General features: G+C 64.8%; 18 protein-coding genes. 1 reads left to right on the top strand and 17 read right to left on the bottom strand.

Going from position 1 to position 20027, the window contains the following annotated elements:
- Window positions 1–69: 69 nt before the first annotated feature.
- Window positions 70–795: a fumarate/nitrate reduction transcriptional regulator Fnr gene (fnr, locus tag J8I82_RS00875; RefSeq protein ID WP_209754392.1), complete on the top strand. Its 726-nt coding sequence runs from the start codon at window positions 70–72 to the stop codon at window positions 793–795.
- Window positions 796–856: 61 nt separating this feature from the next.
- Here the strand turns inward: fnr and J8I82_RS00870 are convergent, their stop codons facing one another.
- The 17 genes from J8I82_RS00870 to ugpA form a co-directional block, all read right to left on the bottom strand.
- Window positions 857–1102: a hypothetical protein gene (locus tag J8I82_RS00870; RefSeq protein WP_209753841.1), complete on the bottom strand. Its 246-nt coding sequence runs from the start codon at window positions 1100–1102 to the stop codon at window positions 857–859.
- A complete protein-coding gene (locus J8I82_RS00865; RefSeq protein ID WP_209754391.1) occupies window positions 1099–1308 on the bottom strand; it encodes a FixH family protein in 210 nt (69 codons plus the stop codon). The genes J8I82_RS00870 and J8I82_RS00865 overlap by 4 nt, the downstream gene beginning before the upstream one ends.
- A 35-nt stretch (window positions 1309–1343) precedes the next feature.
- Window positions 1344–2816, bottom strand: coding sequence for a cytochrome c oxidase accessory protein CcoG (ccoG, locus tag J8I82_RS00860; protein WP_209753840.1), 1473 nt, complete (start codon window positions 2814–2816; stop codon window positions 1344–1346).
- A 49-nt stretch (window positions 2817–2865) separates the two neighbouring features.
- Complete coding sequence (ccoP, locus tag J8I82_RS00855) at window positions 2866–3783, bottom strand: cytochrome-c oxidase, cbb3-type subunit III (RefSeq protein ID WP_209753839.1); 918 nt, start codon at window positions 3781–3783, stop codon at window positions 2866–2868.
- 2 nt (window positions 3784–3785) lie between these two features.
- Window positions 3786–3950 (bottom strand): cbb3-type cytochrome oxidase subunit 3, encoded by a 165-nt coding sequence (locus tag J8I82_RS00850; protein ID WP_010809472.1) that lies wholly within the window; start codon window positions 3948–3950, stop codon window positions 3786–3788.
- Between the two features lie 3 nt (window positions 3951–3953).
- Window positions 3954–4619: a cytochrome-c oxidase, cbb3-type subunit II gene (ccoO, locus tag J8I82_RS00845; protein ID WP_209753838.1), complete on the bottom strand. Its 666-nt coding sequence runs from the start codon at window positions 4617–4619 to the stop codon at window positions 3954–3956.
- Between the two features lie 18 nt (window positions 4620–4637).
- Window positions 4638–6086: a cytochrome-c oxidase, cbb3-type subunit I gene (ccoN, locus tag J8I82_RS00840; RefSeq protein ID WP_209753837.1), complete on the bottom strand. Its 1449-nt coding sequence runs from the start codon at window positions 6084–6086 to the stop codon at window positions 4638–4640.
- A 164-nt stretch (window positions 6087–6250) separates the two neighbouring features.
- Window positions 6251–6397, bottom strand: coding sequence for a cbb3-type cytochrome oxidase assembly protein CcoS (gene ccoS, locus J8I82_RS00835; protein WP_209753836.1), 147 nt, complete (start codon window positions 6395–6397; stop codon window positions 6251–6253).
- A gap of 7 nt (window positions 6398–6404) precedes the next feature.
- Complete coding sequence (locus J8I82_RS00830) at window positions 6405–8960, bottom strand: heavy metal translocating P-type ATPase (protein WP_209753835.1); 2556 nt, start codon at window positions 8958–8960, stop codon at window positions 6405–6407.
- Between the two features lie 116 nt (window positions 8961–9076).
- The gene (gene zapE / locus J8I82_RS00825; protein ID WP_209753834.1) at window positions 9077–10174 is read right to left on the bottom strand and encodes a cell division protein ZapE; all 1098 of its coding nucleotides are present in this window, start codon (window positions 10172–10174) and stop codon (window positions 9077–9079) included.
- A gap of 89 nt (window positions 10175–10263) precedes the next feature.
- Window positions 10264–11688, bottom strand: a complete 1425-nt coding sequence (lpdA, locus tag J8I82_RS00820; protein WP_209753833.1) for a dihydrolipoyl dehydrogenase — start codon at window positions 11686–11688, stop codon at window positions 10264–10266.
- 104 nt (window positions 11689–11792) lie between these two features.
- On the bottom strand, window positions 11793–13040 hold the full coding sequence (odhB, locus tag J8I82_RS00815) for a 2-oxoglutarate dehydrogenase complex dihydrolipoyllysine-residue succinyltransferase (protein ID WP_209753832.1): 1248 nt from the start codon (window positions 13038–13040) through the stop codon (window positions 11793–11795).
- An 84-nt stretch (window positions 13041–13124) separates the two neighbouring features.
- Window positions 13125–15977, bottom strand: coding sequence for a 2-oxoglutarate dehydrogenase E1 component (locus tag J8I82_RS00810; RefSeq protein WP_209753831.1), 2853 nt, complete (start codon window positions 15975–15977; stop codon window positions 13125–13127).
- A 322-nt stretch (window positions 15978–16299) separates the two neighbouring features.
- Window positions 16300–17055, bottom strand: coding sequence for a glycerophosphodiester phosphodiesterase (ugpQ, locus tag J8I82_RS00805; protein ID WP_209753830.1), 756 nt, complete (start codon window positions 17053–17055; stop codon window positions 16300–16302).
- Between the two features lies 1 nt (window position 17056).
- Window positions 17057–18160 (bottom strand): sn-glycerol-3-phosphate import ATP-binding protein UgpC, encoded by a 1104-nt coding sequence (locus J8I82_RS00800; protein WP_209753829.1) that lies wholly within the window; start codon window positions 18158–18160, stop codon window positions 17057–17059.
- Between the two features lie 51 nt (window positions 18161–18211).
- On the bottom strand, window positions 18212–19060 hold the full coding sequence (gene ugpE, locus J8I82_RS00795; RefSeq protein WP_209753828.1) for a sn-glycerol-3-phosphate ABC transporter permease UgpE: 849 nt from the start codon (window positions 19058–19060) through the stop codon (window positions 18212–18214).
- 11 nt (window positions 19061–19071) lie between these two features.
- Window positions 19072–19953: a sn-glycerol-3-phosphate ABC transporter permease UgpA gene (gene ugpA / locus J8I82_RS00790; RefSeq protein ID WP_029046178.1), complete on the bottom strand. Its 882-nt coding sequence runs from the start codon at window positions 19951–19953 to the stop codon at window positions 19072–19074.
- Between the last annotated feature and the right edge of the window lie 74 nt (window positions 19954–20027).

Below are 20027 nucleotides of genomic sequence, written 5' to 3'. Positions count from 1 at the left end.
CCCTGCCTCATCACATCGCACGGTAAAATGTGGGGATCGCGCCCTCGCATCCACTCTTGCAGGTTCCAATTGCTTACCTCCATTCCAATCACCGAGATGTCGCCCCGCTGCTCCACTTGCGCGATGGGGCAACTGTGCCTTCCGGTTGGCATGTCCCAGCAAGACCTCACCAAGATGGACACGCTGGTGCAGGAACGCATCCGGGTTCACAAGGGTGAGACCTTGTATCGCATGGGCGATCCCCTCACCGCGGTTTACGCCATTCGCTTCGGCACGCTGAAAACGCATGTCACGACCGAAGACGGCCGTTCACAGATTACCGGTTTCCACCTGCCTGGCGAAATCGTCGGCCTCGACGGCCTCGGCGAAATGCAGCATGCCTCTGACGCGACCGCACTGGAAGATACCGAAGTCTGCGTCGTCCGCCTTGGCGACCTGCAAACGCTGTCAGCAGACCTGCCTTCGCTGCAACATCAGTTCCTGAGGCTGATGGGCAAGGAAATCACGCACGACCAGCTGATGCTGGTGACACTCGGTTCGATGCGCGCCGAAGAACGCCTGGCCGCCTTCCTGATCAACCTGTCTGAGCGCCTGTCGGCGCGTGGCTACTCGTCGACCGAATTCGTAATGCGCATGAGCCGCGAGGAAATCGGCAGCTACCTCGGCCTGAAACTGGAAACCGTCAGCCGCCTGTTCTCGCGATTCGCTGAAGCCGGCCTGATCCAGATTCGCCAGCGCCACGTCAAGCTGGTGGATCTCGCCAGCATCAAGCAGCTCTACAGCCGCAGCTGCTGATCCTTCCCATCTCCCCGCCGCTTTGCGCCTGCGCCGCGCGGGGCGGCGCAGGCATCGGCATTCATTCCAACTCGTCGGTATCGCTGAGCCGCGTCGGCATCGTGTACAGCGTCAACCCGCTCGACAGCGCGCAGAAGATCCACGCCAGCAGGAAGCTCATCGTGTAGATCGATTCGCGCGAGGCGTCGATCGGATGCCCGAAGAACTTCAGATCACCGGGATCCACGACCGAGAACACTGTCGCGGTGGCGAAGCCCGCCACCAGGAACCCCGGCCACAAGACCCACATCAGCCAGCGCAACCTCATGGCTGCCTCGCTGCGCTCGGCTGAGGCCGCGCGGCCTCAGCCTTCTCCACCACCAGTCCATGACGCGCTGCGCCCTGCACCGGCACGTCAGGATTCGACGACGCAAGCCAGATAGTGACGCCGCAGGCCACCATCGCGACCAGCGGGCCGCTCATCAACAGCCACGGCCACGGCTCTTTCCACCACGGATTGCCTTGCTGATTCATCATGCCCCCTTGAGTTCTGCACCGAGCGCCTGGCGTCACAGGTCGCGCGGCACGATAAAGCTGGTGCTCTGCCGGATCTCGGCGTCGCCCCGCTCCGCTCCTTCGCTGGTGACGGTCACGCTGATCTTGTGCGTGCCCTGCGCCGCGTCTTCGATCGGCACGCGTATGCGGATCGGCAACAGCCGGTTCGACGTCGGCGCCAGCGATTCGGCCTGCTTGTCATATTCGACCGTCAGGTTCTTCAGCTCGTCGCTGTCGGCGCGCACGCTGATGTGCATCGGCCCCTCGGTCGTGTTGATCAGCTGCAGGCGATAGACGTTCTCGATCCAGCGGCCTTCGACCTCCCGGCCCAGCGCGCCACGGTCGCGGATGATGTCGACCTTCAGCGGCGTGCGCAGCGCGATTGAAGCCACGAAGCCAGCAAGCAGCGCGACCCAGATCACGGAATAGATGATGACACGCGGACGCAGCAGGCGCTTGCGCGATGCTGCCGCGGACAGCGCCTTGCGCATGGCATTCTCCGAGGTGTACCGGATCAGCCCGCGCGGATAGGACATCTTGTCCATGACCTGGTTGCAGGCGTCGATGCACGCGCCGCAGCCGATGCATTCATACTGCAGGCCATCGCGAATATCGATGCCGGTTGGGCACACCTGCACGCAGATGCTGCAGTTGACGCAATCGCCCAGGCCCGCCTGGCGATGGTCGGTCTTGCGCGAACGGCTGCCGCGCGGCTCGCCCCGGCCGATGTCGTAGGTCACGACGTAGGTGTCGCGATCGACCATCACGCTCTGGAAACGCGCGTACGGGCACATGTATTTGCACACCTGCTCGCGCATGAAGCCCGCGTTGCCCCAGGTTGCGAACCCATAGAACAGCATCCAGAACGTCTGCCACGGACCCAGCGACAGGCTCGCCAGTTCGCCACCCAGCTCACGGATCGGCGCGAAGTAGCCGATGAAAGTGAAGCCAGTCCACAGCGCAATCAGTACCCACAAAAAGTGCTTGGTGGCCTTGATACGCAGTTTGCGCAGGCTCCAGGGGTCGCCGTCGAGACGAATCCGGGCGATCCGGTCGCCTTCGATCCTCCGTTCGATCCACATGAAGATCTCGGTATAGACCGTCTGCGGACAGGCATAGCCGCAGAACAGCCGCCCGGCGATCGCCGTGAACAGGAACAGCGCCAGCGCTGAAATGACCAGCAGTACGGCGAGGTAGATGACATCCTGAGGCCACAGCACCAGCCCGAAGATGTAGAACTTGCGTTCGCCAAGGTCGAACAGCACGGCCTGGCGTCCGTTCCACTGGAGCCAGGGCGTGCCGTAGTAGATCAGCTGGGTGAAGAGGACCAGCCAGACGCGCCAGCTGGAGAAAGCGCCCGTGACCGAGCGCGGATAGATCTTGCGGCGGACCTCGTACAGCGTTTCATCCGAGGTCTCGGCAGGCGCAGCGGCCGACCGCTGGCGGTCGGCCGCCCGGGCCACTTCTTCGGTCCCGGGTGCGTTCATGGATGGTTTCTCCTGCGGGCGGCCCGCGCCCGCTCAGATGCGTCGCCTGTCATTGGCCGGCACCCCCGCCGGTATTGGACAGACCCCAGACATAGGCAGTCAGCATGCGGATCCGCTCTGGTGTCAGGATCTCTTCATGTGCCGGCATATGGTTGTTATGCCCCTTCAGGATGGCGTCGACAATGCTGCCTTCCGAACTGCCATACAGCCACACGTTGTCGGAGAGGTTCGGCGCGCCCAATGCCTGGTTGCCCTTGCCGCCGGCACCGTGGCAAGCCGCGCAGGTCGACTTGAAGGTGCTCTCGCCACGCGAGGCGCGGATAGGATCCGAAGACAGCCCCGACAGCGAGCGAACATACTGCGCCACGTCGCCCGCCAGCTTGCCGTCGATGGTGGATGCAAACGGCGGCATCACGCCATTTCGGCCCTTGGCAATGGTCTGCTGGATGGTTTCGGGTTCGCCGCCATACAGCCAGTCGCCGTCTGTCAGGTTGGGAAAGCCGCGGCTGCCGCGTGCGTCCGAACCATGGCATTGCGCGCAGTAGTTGAGGAACAGCCGCTGGCCAATTTCGCGCGCCTGCGGATCTCCCGCCACCTGCTTGACATCCATTTTCAGGTACTTGGCATAGATCTCGTTCTGCATCTGCTCCTGCGCGGCACGATGCGCCGCCAGTTCACCCTGCGTCGAGAACTTCAGCACGCCTGCGTACTTGCCCAGACCCGGATACAGCACCAGGTAGACCAGGCCGAAGATGCAGGCCAGCAGGAACATCCACATCCACCAGCGCGGCAGCGGATTGTTCAGCTCGCGCAGGTCGTCGTCCCAGACGTGGCCAGTGTCGTCGCCCCCGCCGGCGGTCTTGGTGATCTTGCGTTGCGAGAACAGCAGCCATACGCACCAGACGATGCCGACGAGCGCGATCGCGGCAATGTAGTAACTCCAGAAATCGGAAAAGAAATCGCTCATGGCTAGGTGTTCCGGCTCGATGTTGTCGTGGTTTCGTCAGGCAGCGCGAACGGCAGCATGGCGGATTCCCGGTTGGCGGCCTGCCGGCCGGCCGACCAGGCCCACCAGCAGATGCCAAGGAAGACGACCATCGACACGACGGTCGCAATGGCGGTGATCATGGCCATGGCTTACTCCTTCGCAGGCGCAGCCGCTGCAGCGGTGTCCACGCGGACATTGCGGCGGTTGGTGCCCAGGCCTTGCAGGTAAGCCACCAGCGCGTCTTCCTCGGTCTTGCCCTGGAGCGCGTCCGGCGCCTTGGCGATGTCGGCCTCGGTGTACGGCACGCCCAGCTTCACCAGCGCCCGCATGCGGGCCTGGATATCGTTGGTCGGCAGCGCAGCCTTCTCCAGCCAGGGGTAGGAAGGCATGACCGACTCGGGCACCACGTCGCGCGGATTGCGCAGGTGAATGCGCTGCCAGTCGTCCGAGTAGCGGCCGCCGACGCGCGCCAGGTCGGGACCGGTACGCTTCGAGCCCCACAGGAACGGGTGGTCGTAGACGGATTCGCCCGCGGTCGAGAAGTGGCCGTAACGCTCGGTTTCGGCTTGCAGCGTACGCACTTGCTGCGAGTGGCAGCCGACACAGCCTTCGCGGATATAGACATCCCGGCCCATCAGCCGCATCGGCGAATACGGCGTGATGCCCGGATCCGGCTTGGTCGTGGAGTGCTGGAAGAACAGCGGCACGATCTGCACCAGACCCGCAATGCTGACCACGAGGATCGTGCAGATGATCAGCCAGCCGATGTTCTTCTCCAGCGTTTCGTGGGAAAAGAATCTTTGTTTTTCCGACATCTTTCTATCCTGGAATGATCAGTGTGCGGAGGCGGGGATGCTGGCCGGGATCGGCGCATCCACGGCACGCTTGCCGACGATGGTCTTGGCGATGTTGTAGGCCATCAGCAGCATGCCCGAGAGGAAGCAGATGCCACCCAGCAGACGGATCAGGTAGAACGGGTACTTGGCCTTGACCGCTTCGACGAAGGCATAGGTCAGCGTGCCGTCAGGCTGCGTGGCGCGCCACATCAGGCCTTCCATCACGCCGGCGATCCACATCGAGGCGATATACAGCACCACGCCGATGGTGGCGATCCAGAAGTGCCATTCGATCAGGCGCACGCTGTACATCCGTTTCTCGCCGAACAGGCGCGGGATCAGGTAGTACAGCGAACCGATCGAAATCATTGCGACCCAGCCCAGCGCGCCGGAGTGCACGTGGCCGATGGTCCAGTCCGTGTAGTGCGACAGCGCGTTGACGGTCTTGATCGACATCATCGAGCCTTCGAACGTGGACATGCCGTAGAACGACAGCGCCACCACCAGGAACTTCAGGATCGGATCGGTGCGCAGCTTGTGCCAGGCGCCCGACAGGGTCATGATGCCGTTGATCATGCCGCCCCACGAAGGCGCCAGCAGGATCAGCGAGAACACCATGCCGAGCGACTGCGCCCAGTCCGGCAGCGCGGTGTATTGCAGGTGGTGCGGGCCGGCCCACATGTAGGTGAAGTTCAGCGCCCAGAAGTGGACAATGGACAGGCGGTAGGAAAAGATCGGGCGCTCGGCCTGCTTGGGAATGAAGTAGTACATCATCCCGAGGAAGCTGGTGGTCAGGAAGAAGCCCACCGCGTTATGGCCATACCACCACTGGATCATCGCGTCCTGTACGCCGGCATAGGCCGAGTAGGACTTCCACAGCGACACCGGCATCTCGATGTTGTTGACGATGTGCAACAGCGCGATGGTGAGGATGTAGGCGCCGAAGAACCAGTTGGCGACATAGATATGCCGTGTCTTGCGCTTGACGATGGTGCCGAAGAACACGATCGCATAGGCCACCCAGACCGCGGTGATCAGCAGGTCGATCGGCCATTCCAGTTCGGCGTATTCCTTCGAGGAGGTGATGCCCAGCGGCAGCGTGATGGCCGCGGCTACGATGACCAGTTGCCAGCCCCAGAACGTGAACGCCGCGAGCGGGCCGCAGAAAAGGCGGGCCTGGCAGGTGCGCTGGACCACGTAGTACGAAGTCGCGAACAGCGCGCTGCCGCCGAAGGCAAAGATCACCGCATTGGTATGCAACGGCCGCAGGCGGCCGAACGACAGCCAGGGCGTGTTGAAGTTGAGTTCCGGCCAGATCAGCTGTGCTGCCAGCAGCACGCCGACGGCCATGCCGACGATCCCCCAGACTACCGTCATGACAGCGAACTGTCTTACGACGCCGTAATTGAAGGTGTCGACGCGTGAAGACGCGGCAGTGACATCCATTCAGACCCCCAAAGCTTAGAGAAGAGAAAAAACCTACTGACGTTGCGACTTTAGAAAAACCCCGCCACTGGTGTGTTGATCTTTATCAAGTCGCTCAGGACCGGCAATGAACCTCGCGGCGCGGCCCCGGTCCGAGGCCGATGGCATGTCGGGACATGCGCGCATCAAGGCTTGTCGTTGTCCAGCAGAATCGATTCCGCGGGCCGGTCGAGGTCGTCGTATTGGCCCGCATGCAATGCCCACCACAGTGCGGCAGCGATCAAGACGACGAGCACCAGGCTCATCGGCACGAGCAGGTAAAGCGTTTCCATGAGGCTCCTAGACCGGCTTGCGGCCGGCGCGCAGCAGACGCCAGGCGTTGGCCACCACCAGCAGCGATGACAGCGACATGCCGATACCGGCCATCCATGCCGTCACCAGCCCGGTCGCCGCCAGCGGGATCGCCACCACGTTGTAGAAGAAGGACCAGCCCAGGTTCTGCCGCACCACGCGCCGCGCCTTGCGCGACACCGCCAGCGCGGTTGCGATCTCGTCGATGCCGCCGTGTGTCAGCACGGCGTCGGCGCCGGCCTGCGCCAGCGGCGCGCCGCTGCCGATCGCAATCGAGACCTGCGCCTGCGCCAGCACCGGGGCGTCATTGATGCCGTCGCCCACGGCCAGCACCACCGCCCCGCCCTGTTGCAGCCGCGCGACGTAGTCGCGCTTACCCTCGGGCGTCACTTCGCCGGCGGCATTGCTGATGCCGAAGTGCTTTGCCCACCAGTGCACGGCCTCGGCGTTGTCGCCGGAGACGAGGTGGCAGTTCACGCCCAGCGCGCCGAGCCGCAGCAGCAGCACGGACGTCCGTGCGCGCTCCACATCGGCCAGCATGAAGCTGGCGAGCACGCCGTCCTGCGCCGCGAGCCACACGACCGTGGCGCCGGGATGGGTCGGGTCCGCAACCGCGGGCACTTGCACGGAAAAGCCGCCGGTAACGATGCCACGCGCAAAATCCAGCCGACCGAGCCGCAGACGGCGACCGTCAACCGTGGCCTCCAGGCCCTGTCCGGGCACGTTGTCGATGCCCGTGACCATCCTCGCCTGGCCCCCGCCATCAGGTGCTGCCGCGAGCAGCGCGCGTGCGATGGGGTGCTCGCCGCCGCGTTCCATCGCTGCGGCCAATGCAAGGCATTGCGACTCGCCAAGATCGGCCAGCGGCTGCACCGCGGCCACGGCAAAGCGTCCTTCGGTCAGCGTGCCGGTCTTGTCCAGCACCACGTCGGTCACGCGCGCCAGCGACTCCAGCGCATGGCCGCGCGTCAGCAGCACCCCGCGCCGCGACAATGCGGCGCCCGCGGCGGCCAGCGCGGCCGGCGTGGCCAGCGACAGCGCGCAGGGGCAGCTGACCACCAGCACCGCGATCGTCACCAGCAGAGCGCGTGATGGATCGATCCACAGCCCCCACACCAGCCCGGTCAGCGCCGCAAGCACCAGCAGCGTCGCCACGAACAAGGCGGCGACACGGTCGGCCAGCGTGGCCAGGCGGGGCTTTTCCGCCAGCGCGCGGTCGAGCACCGCCACGATCTCGGCCAGGCGCGTGCCGGCGCCTACGCGCGACACACGCAGCTCCAGCGGGCTGGCGGTGTTGAAGCAGCCGGCCAGCACGGTTTCACCGGCACTGCGGCGCACCGGCCGGCTTTCGCCGGTCAGCATGGACTCGTCCAGTTCGCTGGCGCCGGCGACGACGGTGCCGTCGGCGGGTACGATCTCGCCCGCCTTCACGCGGATCAGGTCGCCCTGGCGCAAACGTGCCACCGGGATGCGTTCACCCGTGGCCCCTATTCCGGCAAGCCGCTCGCAAGTGGCGGGCAGCTGGCGGGCCAGCATCTCGGCGCCGCTGCGCGATGCCTGGCGCACGCGCAGTTCGAGGTAGCGCGCCAGCAGCAGGAAGGCGACGAACATCGTTACCGAATCGAAATAGACCTCGCCGATACCGCGCACGGTGGCCAGCGCGCTGGCGATAAAGCCCGCGCCGACGCCGATGGCAACCGGCACGTCCATGCCCAGATGGCGCTGACGCAGGCTGCGCCAGGCGCCGTCAAAGATCGGCGATGCGGAATAGAAGACCACCGGCAACGTCAGCGCAAAGCTGGCCCAGCGCATCAGCTGCAGCTGGCCTGGGTCGATGGTGGCCTCGTGGGTGTAGATCGGCCATGCGTACATCATCACCTGCATCATGCCGAGCATGGCCACGGCCATGCGCATCAGCAGGCTGCGGCGCGCGCGGCGGTCCTGCTGGTCGGTGCGCGAGACCTCGAACGGCCATGCCATGTAGCCGATGCCGGCGAGCGCGGCCAGTAATCCGGCCACGGACTGCGTGCCTTCGCGCCAGCGCACCACCACGCGGCGGGTGGCGACGTTGGCCACTGCGGACTCCACGCCGGACTGGCGCGTCAGGTGCTGCTCGATCAGCCAGGCGCAGGCGGCACAGCGGATGTTTTCGGGCGCCAGCGTGATCTCGGCCCGGCCGTTGTCGAGCGGACGCACAAACTGGGTGCGCAATTCGGGAGTGTCATAGGCCGCCCAGATCGGTTCGGCTTCGCGCCGCGCCGCGTCGTCGATCGGGCGGGCAAAGCGGGCCTCATCACCATAAAGATGGGCAAATCCGGCCGCGTGGAGGGTCTGCGCGAGTGCCTGGCAGCCACCACAGCAGAAGACCCGGCGGGCGCCGTCCAGTTCGGCTGCCAGCGGCTTGGCCTGCGTGACCGGCAGGCCGCAATGGAAGCATGCGAGTTGCGCCCCGGCAGGGGCCGCGCCGGCGTTGGCGGCAGGCACCGCGGACGCTGCATGCATGGCCAGCACGCTGGCGGAAGGGATGGTGGCTGGGGACGACATGGGGGACCTTTTTCTACCCCCTGCAGGGTATAGGGCGGTCCCGGCATCGACCTTGATCTAAGTCAATGCGGCCCGGCTATCGTCGCGCCGGGCCGAAATACAACGCTTGGCAACCCTCAGGTGAGCGACGTATCCATGGTGCGGCGCTCGGATTCCAGGTACTCGCGCGACTGCATCTCGATGATGCGCGACACGGTCCGGTGGAATTCGTTGGCCATCTGCCCCTCGGTGTAGAGTTCATCCGCAGGCACTTCCGCCGACATCAGCAGCTTGACCTTGTGGTCGTAGAAGACGTCGATCAGCCAGGTAAAACGCCGTGCTTCCGACGACATGCGCGGTGTCATGCGTGGCACGTCGGACAGGATCACGGTATGGAACTGCGAAGCCAGCTCCAGGTAATCGTTCTGCGAGCGCGGCCCGCCGCACAGCGTGGCGAAGTCGAACCACACCACGCCATTGGCCTTCCGCAGCGCGCGCAGTTCGCGGTGCTCGATATGCAGCAGCGGCGATTCGTCGGCCACGCCGGCAATCGACGTGAAGGCATCGCGCAGCGCCGAATTCGCGCCGGCGTCGAGCGGCGTGTGGTAAGCCTGCACCTGTTCGAGCGCGCGCTTGCGGTAGTCGATGCCGGCATCCACGTTGAGCACGTCCATCTTCTGCTGGATCAGCGCGATGGCAGGCAGCACACGGTCTCGATGCAGGCCGTCCGTATAGAGCAGGTCCGGCCGGTAATTGGAAGTCATCACGAACTGCACGCCGTTGTCGAACAACTGCTGCAGCAGGCGGTGCAGGATCATCGCGTCGGCGACGTCGCTGACATGGAATTCGTCGAAACAGATCAGGCGGAAGCGGCGGGCAATGCGCCTGGCAAGCTCGTCCAGCGGATCGGGGCGACCGCGCAGCTCTTCCAGCTGGCGATGGACCTCGCGCATGAATTCGTGGAAGTGCAGCCGCGTCTTGCGCACCACCGGCACGCAGGTATAGAAGCTGTCCATCAGGAAGGACTTGCCGCGCCCCACCCCGCCCCACATGTAGACGCCCTTGGGCACATCGGGCCGGACCAGCAGCTTCTTCAGTGCGTTGTTGCGGCGGCTCTTGTAGGCCACCCATTCGTCGTAGCACTGCTGCAGCCGCGCCACGGCACGCAACTGCGCCTCATCGGACGTGTAGCCGCGCTCCTTCAGTTCCTTCTCGTAGTACTCAGTGACGTTCATGCTGGGGGCTCACGCGGCACGCGCCGCAAGTGAAAACGGCGCGCCGCTGATGCGGCGCGCCGGTACTCAAACAATGCGAGGCATGCGCCTTACATATTGAGCTGACGCTTGTCGACAGCCAGCGCGGCTTCGCGCATGACTTCCGACATCGACGGGTGCGGATGGCAGACGCGGCCGATATCTTCGCTGGCGGCCTTGAACTCCATCGCCACCACGGCTTCCGCGATCAGGTCCGACGCGTTCGCGGCAACGATATGCACGCCCAGGATTTCGTCGGTCTTGGCATCGGCCAGCATCTTGACGAAGCCTTCCGGATGGCCCATGCCCAGCGCACGGCCGTTGGCCATGAACGGGAACTGGCCAGCCTTGAACTCGCGGCCTTCGGCCTTGAGCTGGGCTTCGGTCTTGCCGACCCATGCGATTTCCGGGAAGGTGTAGATCACCCACGGCACGCAGTTGTAGTCGATGTGCGGCTTCTGGCCGGCGATGCGCTCGGCCACGGCCACGCCTTCGTCCTCGGCCTTGTGCGCCAGCATCGGGCCGCGCACCACGTCGCCGATGGCCCACAGGCCCGGCACCTTGGTGGCGCAGTGGTCATCCACCTCGATGAAACCACGCTGGTCGACGGCCAGGCCGACAGTATCCAGGCCCAGGTTGTCGGTGTTGGGCACGCGGCCGACCGACACGATCAGGCGATCGACTTCCAGGGTCTGGGCGGCGCCGTCCTTGTCCGTGTACTTGACGGTAACGCCGTTCTTGCCGGTCGTCACTTCGCTCACGTTCACGCCGAGGCTGAACTTCAGCCCCTGCTTGGTCAACTGCTTCTGGGCTTCCTTGGCCACGCCTTCGTCGGCAGCGCCCAGGAAAGCAGGCAGCGCTTCCAGCACGGTCACGTCGGCACCCAGGCGGCGCCACACCGAGCCCAGCTCCAGGCCGATCACGCCGGCGCCGATCACGCCCAGCTTCTTCGGCACTGCGGGGAACTTGAGCGCGCCCTCGTTATCGCTGACCAGGTCGTTGTCGACGGCGACGCCCGGCAGGTGGCGAGCCTTCGAACCGGTGGCGATGATGACCTGCTTGGCGGTCACGACTTCACCGGCGATCTCGACCTGGAAGCCCTCTGCGGTCTTGCCGACGAACTTGCCGTAGCCCTTGAGCAGCGTCACCTTGTTCTTGCGGAACAGGAACTCGATGCCCTTGGTCATCTTGCCGACGATATCGTCCTTGCGCTTAAGCATTTTGGATACGTCGACCTTGACGTCGCCCACGGTGATGCCGTGGTCGGCCAGGTGGTGCTGGGCGTTCTCGAACTCTTCCGAGGAAGCCAGCAGTGCCTTGGACGGGATGCAGCCCACGTTCAGGCAGGTGCCGCCCAGGCGCGGTTCGTTCTTGGGATCGTCGTAGGCGTTGCCTTCGCAGCAGGCCACGTTCAGGCCGAGCTGGCCGGCGCGGATCGCGGCGATATAGCCGCCCGGGCCGGCGCCGATCACCAGCACGTCGAATTGTTTGCTCATGGGAATTCCTTTGTGGCACCGGCAGCGTGTGCCGGCGCGCGATCAAATCTGGAGATGCGCGCCGCGCGCGTCGGCACCAACCAACGCGCGCGGGGGACCGTCGATTACAGGTCCAGCAGCAGGCGGGCCGGATCTTCCAGCGCGTCCTTCATGGCGACCAGGCCCAGCACGGCTTCGCGGCCGTCGATGATGCGGTGGTCGTAGGACATGGCAAGGTAGTTCATCGGGCGGATCACGATCTGGCCATCTTCCACCACCGGGCGATCCTTGGTGGCGTGCACGCCCAGGATGGCCGATTGCGGCGGGTTGATGATCGGGGTCGACAGCATCGAGCCGAACACGCCACCGTTGGAGATCGAGAAGGTACCGCCGCTCAGCTCTTCCAGCGACAGCTTGCCGTCACGGGCCTTGACGCCGAACTCGGCGATCTTCTTCTCGATGTCGGCCAGGCTCATCTGGTCGGCGTTGCGCAGGATCGGCACCACCAGGCCACGCGGCGAGCCCACCGCGATACCGATGTCGAAGTAGCCGTGGTAGACGATGTCGTTGCCGTCGATCGAAGCATTGATCAGCGGGAACTTCTTCAGCGCATGCACCGCAGCCTTGACGAAGAACGACATGAAGCCCAGCTTCACGCCGTGCTCCTTCTCGAAGCGGTCCTTGTACTTGTTGCGCAGGTCCATCACCGGCTTCATGTTGACTTCATTGAAGGTGGTGAGGATGGCGTTGGTCGCTTGCGACTGCAGCAGGCGCTCGGCGATACGGGCGCGCAGGCGGCTCATCGGCACGCGCTCTTCCGGACGGTCGCCCAGCGCGGCGAAGTCGACCGGAGTGGAAACCTGCTGCAGCGCCGGCTTGGCCGCGGCCGGGGCCGGGGCGGCCTTGGCGGCCGGAGCAGCGGCAGCGGCAATCGCGTCGCCCTTGGTGATGCGGCCGTCCTTGCCGGTGCCGGCAACCTGGCCAGCCGACAGGCCAGCTTCGGCCATCAGCTTGGCAGCCGACGGCATGGCCACGGCGCCGGCGGCGGCCGGAGCGGCGGCAGCGGCCGGTGCCGGGGCGGCAGCAGCCGGAGCCGGCGCAGCGGCTGCGGGGGCAGCGGCGCCAGCGGTGGCTTCGGTATCGATCTTGGCGATGATTTCATCGGCCACGACGGTGTCGCCGTCGTTCTTGACGATAATCGACAGGACGCCAGCCGACGGGGCCGGTACTTCCAGCACGACCTTGTCGGTTTCGATTTCGATCAGGATTTCGTCCTGAGCAACGGCTTCGCCCGGCTTCTTCTTCCAGTTGAGCATGGTCGCTTCGGCGACCGATTCGGACAGCTGCGGAACCTTGACGTCAACAATAGCCATGGTTGTGAATTCCTCGTGTTATGCGTGTTGTCTTGATATGGCAAGCCACGGCGCACCTGCGCGCGTCGCCGTGGCTGCCACGGATTACTTGGTCAGAACAAAGCCCTTGAGCTTGGCGAAGGCAGCCTCCAGCAGCGCCTTCTGTTGCTCGTTGTGCTTTGCGTAGTAGCCCACCGCCGGCGAAGCCGAGGCAGGACGACCGGCATAACCGAGCTTCTGGCCATCCGTCATGTTTTCCATGATGTAGTGCTGCACGAAGAACCAGGCGCCCTGGTTCTGCGGCTCGTCCTGGCACCACACGATTTCGGTGGCGGTCGGATACTTCTTCAGCTCCGCGGCGATGGCCTTGTGCGGGAACGGGTACAGCTGTTCCAGGCGGATGATCGCGGTGTCGTTGGCCTCGCGTTCCTTGCGTGTGTTGACCAGGTCATAGTAGACCTTGCCGGAGCACATGATGACGCGCTTGACCTTGCTGGCGTTCAGTTCTTCCTGGTCGGCGATGACCGTCTCGAAATGGCCCTTGGCCAGGTCGGACAGCGGCGACACGGCGTCCTTGTTACGCAGCAGCGACTTCGGCGTCATGATCACCAGCGGCTTGCGGAACAGGCGGATCATCTGGCGGCGCAGCAGGTGGAAGATCTGGGCCGGCGTGGTCGGCTGGCAGACCTGCATGTTGTGGTCCGCGCAGAGCTGCAGGAAACGCTCGATACGAGCCGAGCTGTGTTCGGGACCCTGGCCTTCGTAGCCGTGCGGCAGCATCAGGGTCAGGCCCGAGGCGCGGCCCCACTTCACTTCACCCGACGAGATGAACTGGTCGATCACCACCTGGGCGCCGTTGACGAAGTCGCCGAACTGGGCTTCCCAGATCACCAGCGCGTTCGGCTCGGCTGCGGAGTAGCCGTATTCGAAGCCGAGCACGGCTTCTTCCGACAGCACCGAGTCGATCACCGTGAACGGTGCCTGGTTTTCCGACACGTTCTGCAGCGGCACATACGAGCCGGCATCCCAGCGCTCGCGCGCCTGGTCGTGCAGCACGGCGTGGCGGTGGGTGAAGGTGCCGCGGCCGGCGTCCTGGCCGGTGATGCGCACCGGGTAGCCCGACGACACCAGCGAGGCGAAGGCCAGGTGCTCGCCCATGCCCCAGTCCAGCGGCTGGTCGCCACGACCCATGTTGGCGCGATCCTTGACGACCTTCTCCACCAGCGGGTGCAGCTTCAGCGTTTCGGGCGTGGTGGTGATGCGTTCGGCCAGGCGCTTCAGTTCGGTCACCGGCACGGCGGTGTCGGCCGCGTCGGTCCACTTGCGGTTCAGGAACGGCATCCAGTCCACGGCGAACTTGTTCTTGAAGTTCGACAGGACAGGGTCGGCGGTATGCTTGCCGGCGTCCATCGCGGCACGGTATTCCTTGACCTTCTCGTCGCCGAAGCTGGCAGCAACCAGGTTCTGCGCGGCCAGCTTGTCGGCGTACAGCTTGCGCGTGCCGGGATGCTGGCTGATCTTCTTGTACATCAGCGGCTGCGTGACCGCGGGGGTGTCCTGCTCGTTGTGGCCCAGCTTGCGGAAGCAGATGATGTCGACCACGACGTCCTTGTTGAATTCCATGCGGAAATCAACGGCCAGCTGCATGGCATACACGACGGCTTCGGGATCGTCGCCGTTCACGTGCAGCACCGGGGCCTCGATCATCTTGACCACGTCCGTGCAGTACAGCGTCGAGCGGGCGTCGCGCGGGTCGGAGGTGGTGAAGCCGATCTGGTTGTTGATGACGATGTGCATCGTGCCGCCCGTGCCGTAGCCGCGGGTCTGCGCGAGGTTCAGCGTCTCCATGACCACGCCCTGGCCGGCAAAGGCGGCGTCGCCATGCACCTGCACCGGCAGCACTTCCTTGTGGCCGACTTCGCCGCGGCGTTCCTGGCGGGCCTTGGCCGAGCCTTCGACCACCGGGTTGACGATTTCCAGGTGCGACGGGTTGAACGCCAGCGACAGGTGGACCGGGCCGCCCTCGGTCGAGACATCGCTCGAGAAGCCCTTGTGGTACTTGACGTCACCGGCCGGCAGGTCGTCGACGTGCTTGCCTTCGAATTCGGCGAACAGGTCCGCGGGCATCTTGCCCAGGGTGTTGACCAGCACGTTCAGGCGGCCGCGGTGGGCCATGCCGATCACGATTTCCTGCACACCCTTGGTGCCGGCGTGCTGGATCAGTTCGTCCATCGCGGCGATGAAGCTCTCGCCGCCTTCCAGCGAGAAGCGCTTCTGGCCGACGTACTTGGTGTGGAGGAAGCGCTCCAGGCCTTCGGCCGCGGTCAGGCGGTCGAGGATGTGCTTCTTCTTCTCCAGCGTGAAGACCGGCTTGGAACGCGTGGTTTCCAGGCGCTCCTGCCACCAGCGCTTTTGCGCCTGGTCGCTCACGTACATGAATTCGGCGCCGATGGTGCCGCAGTAGGTTTCGCGCAGGTTGTTCAGCAGCTCGCGCAGGCTCATCGACTCCTTGCCAAAGTACGTATTGCTGGCATTGAAGACGATGTCGAGGTCAGCTTCGGAAAAACCGTAGAACGCGGGGTCCAGATCCGGCAGGGGCGGACGCTCCTGGCGCTTGAGCGGGTCCAGGTCGGCCCAGTGCGAACCGATGTTGCGGTAGGCGGCGATCAGCTGGGTGGCAGCGACGCGCTTGCGGCCCATGTCGGAATCGGCCGAGGCAACGATGGTCTTGATGGGGCCTTGCTTGGCGCGCTCGGCGAACGAGGCAACGATGGGAGCGTGGGCGACATCCCGGCCGTTCGAGCCGTCAACGGCGGGAACGTTCTGCATGGCGTCGAAGTACGAACGCCAGTTGTCGGGAACCGAGGCGGGATTCTGGAGGTAGGCTTCGTACAGTTCTTCGACATACGGGGCGTTACCGCCGAAGAGGTACGAATTGCTCTGGTACTGCTGCATCATGGGACGCTCACTTTTCTCCGGGTATGCCGGAGTTCAGCGGGTTATTCAACCTTCCGCGACACGGCTTGACCGGTTAGCGGATTGCAAACAACTCTTGGGAACCCAACTGAGGGCCCTACGCAAACGGCACCGCTGGGGTGCCGGATGTGCTGGCTTCCTCACAAGGCCCGAAAGGGCAAGTTGTGCGGGGAAGGACCTTAAGTCTTCACGGCGGTAAGCATAGCACGTTTGCTTTTAAGCAATGTGGACTTTTCGCGATGCGAAACTTCATCGCACGACAATTCGCCTCGCCCTCGGCGTTTTAGCAACAGCCGCGCAACAATCAGAGGCGCGGCTCTATTTGGTCGACGGCATCGGTGATCAGCCCGTCCAGTCCCCAGCCCAGCAGTTGCACGGCCTTTGCGGGATCGTTCACGGTATAGCTGAGGACGCGGCGGCCGGCCGCGTGCGCGGCTGCAATGACACCCTCGTCCAGCTCGCGGTAATTCGCATCGAGTGCCACGCAGCCGAGCCGGCGCAGCCGCTCGAGCCAGTCGCCCGGCAGCTTGTCGAGCAGCAGCGCCCGCGGCAGGTCGGGCGCCACGCGCGCTGCCGCAGTCAGAGCCTCTTCCGAGAACGACGACAGCAGCGGCGGCACCGCGGCGCCGGCCCACAGCGCCGCGGCATCGAGCGCGACCGCCGCGCCGGTGCGCGCTTCGGTGCCCGGCACCGGCTTGATCTCGATATTGACCAGGAAGCCGTTGGCCTGCGTATAGCGGGCGATGGCGGCCAGCGTCGGCACCGGCTCGCCGGCCCAGCCAGGGCTGTGCCAGCTGCCGGCATCGAGCAGCGCCAGCTCGCCCAGTGTCAGCGCATCGACCCTGCCTTTGCCGCTGGTGGTGCGGTCGAGCGTCGCGTCGTGCATCAGCACCGGCTTGCCGTCGGCGGACAGCTTGACGTCGAATTCGAACATCCGATACCCGAAGCCGGCGCCGTGGCGGAATGCGCCGAGCGTATTCTCGGGTGCCAGCTTGCCTGCGCCACGGTGCGCGATATGGCGCGGGTACGGCCAGGACTGGGTGTCTGCGGTGGCTGGCATGTCAGGCCTCGATACGCTTGCCGGTATCCGGTGCGAAGAAATGGAGGTGGTCGGGCGACGAGGTCACAGGCAGGCGATCGCCCGCGCTCACCCGGGCATGGCTCTCCAGCCGCACCACCACCGGCTGGCCGCCGAGCGAGCCGTACGCGAACGAGTCGGCACCGAGCGCCTCCACCACGCGTACATCGACTTCGGCGATGGCCTCGTGCGAGGCGCACGGCTCGATATGTTCCGGCCTCAGCCCAAGCAACGCCTGTTCGGGCAAGTGCAGCCCCATCGGCAGGTGGCCGAGCGTTGCGGTGGGGCTGTCGCCGCCCTCCTTCGCCACCACCCGCATCTGCGCGCCACCATTGCCGGCGCCGTTGCGCACCACCGGGATCAGGTTCATCGGCGGCGAACCGATAAAGCCAGCCACGAAGGTGCTTGCCGGTTTTGAATAGACTTGCAGCGGCGTGCCGATCTGCTCCACGCGGCCCGCGTTGAGCACCATCATGCGATCCGCCAGCGTCATCGCCTCGACCTGGTCGTGCGTCACGTACAGGCTGGTGGTGCCGAGGCGGCGATGCAGCTCCTTCAGTTCCAGCCGCATCTGCACGCGCAGCTTGGCGTCGAGGTTGGACAGTGGCTCGTCAAACAGGAACACCGCCGGCTCGCGCACGATCGCCCGGCCCATGGCCACGCGCTGGCGCTGCCCGCCCGACAGCTGGCGCGGCTTGCGGTCCAGCAGCGGCGACAGCTCCAGGATGCCGGCGGCATGCTCCACGCGCTGCTGGATCTCGGCCTTGGCCATGCCGCGGATCTTCAGGCCGTAGGCCATGTTGTCGTACACGCTCATGTGCGGGTAGAGCGCGTAGTTCTGGAACACCATGGCGATGTCGCGCTCGGCCGGCTCCAGGTTGTTGACGACCTTGTCGCCGATATGGATCTCGCCGCCGGTGACGGTTTCCAGCCCCGCCACCATGCGCAGCAGCGTTGACTTGCCGCAGCCCGACGGGCCGACGATGACGATGAACTCGCCGTCGGCGATTTCCATGTCGATGCCGTGCACTACCTGGGTACCGCCGGCGTAGGTTTTCTGAACGTTGCGAAGCGACAGTTTTGCCATTGCTGTTGTCCTGCGCGCGCGCGGGTAGCGCGCCACGCCTTGTTGTTCCGCTTATTTTTCGGTTTCGACCAGGCCCTTGACGAACCACTTCTGCATCAGCACCACCACCACCGCCGGCGGGATCATCGCCAGCATCACGGTGGCCATCACCAGGTTCCAGTCGGTGGCGGCATCGCCCGAGCGCGAGATCATCTGCGTGACGCCCACCACCACCGGCGTCATCGACTTCTGCGTGGTGATCAGTAGCGGCCACAGATACTGGTTCCAGCCATAGATGAACTGGATCACGAACAGCGCGGCGATGCTGGTGCGCGACAGCGGCAGCACCACGTCCCAGAAAAAGCGCAGCGGCCCGGCGCCATCGATGCGCGCGGCTTCCGCCAGCTCATCGGGAATGGTCAGGAAAAACTGGCGGAACAGGAAGGTCGCCGTCGCTGACGCGATGATCGGAATGGTCAGGCCGAAGTAGCTGTCGAGCAGCCCAAGGTCCGACACGACCTTGTAGGTCGGCAGGATCCGCACCTCCACCGGCAGCATCAGCGTGATGAAGATCAGCCAGAAGAAGGTCTTGCGCAGCGGGAACTTGAAATAGACGATGGCAAAGGCCGAGATGATCGAGATCGCGATCTTGCCCAGCGCGATGCCGAGCGCCATGATCAGGCTGTTCTTCATCATGGTCGAGACCGGCGAAGCCGCCTCGCCCACGCCCTGGAACAGCACAGTGCGATAGTTCTCGATCAGGTGGCTGCCGGGCATCAGCGTCATCGGTGCGTCCAGCACTTCTTCCGCGGTCAGCGTCGACGCGACGAAGGTCAGGTACACCGGGAACACCACCACCACGATGCCGAGGATCAGCACCGCGTGGGTCAGGAAATCAAGGAAAGGACGTCGTTCTACCATGGCTGCCTCCGTCAGTACTGGACCTTGCGTTCCACGTAGCGGAACTGCACCACGGTCAGCGCGATCACGATCACCATCAGCACCACCGACTGCGCGGCCGAGCCACCGATATCCATGCCGCGGAAGCCGTCATGGAAGACCTTGTACACCAGCGTATTGGTCGAGTTGAACGGCCCGCCGTGCGTGACTGCGTCGATGATCGCGAAGGTATCGAAGAACGCATAGACCACGTTGATCACCATCAGGAAGAAGGTGGTCGGGGACAGCAGCGGGAAGATGATCGACCAGAAGCGGCGCCACGGCCCCGCGCCGTCGATGGCCGCGGCTTCGATCAGCGAGCGGGGGATGCTCTGCAACCCGGCCAGGAAGAACAGGAAGTTGTAGCTGATCTGCTTCCATGCCGCGGCGAGCACCACCAGCAGCAGCGCCTGGTTGCCGTTGAGCAGGAAGTTCCATTCCACGCCCATCTTGCGCAGTGCGTACGAGACCACGCCCAGCGTCGGGTTGAACATGAACATCCACAGTACGCCCGCCACCGCCGGCGCGACCGCGTACGGCCAGATCAGCAAGGTCTTGTAGCCGACCGCGGCGCGGATCACGCGGTCGGCAAAATAGGCCAGCGCGAGCGCGGTGGTCAGGCCCACCACGGTGACGCCGATGGCGAAGATCGCGGTGGTCTGGAACGACTCCACATACAGCGGGTCGTTCCACAGCATGCGGAAGTTGTCGAGGCCGACGAACTCCAGGTTGATGCCGAAGGCATCCTGCTGCAGCATCGACTGGTACAGCGCCTGCCCCGCGGGCAGGAAAAAGAAGATCAGCGTGATCGCAATCTGCGGCAAGACCAGCAGATACGGGAGCCACGGCGAGCGGAAAACGACGCGTTTTTCCATGAACGGATTCCGGCGGATGCCGCGGGTTGCGGCATCGTTCTAGGTACGGCGCTGCGGCTGGCCCGGTGTGGCCG

It is taken from the genome of Cupriavidus consociatus (assembly GCF_017814975.1).
Classification (GTDB): domain Bacteria; phylum Pseudomonadota; class Gammaproteobacteria; order Burkholderiales; family Burkholderiaceae; genus Cupriavidus; species Cupriavidus consociatus.
Note: the sequence above shows the minus strand (reverse complement) of the source record. Positions and strands in the feature narration are given on the sequence as shown.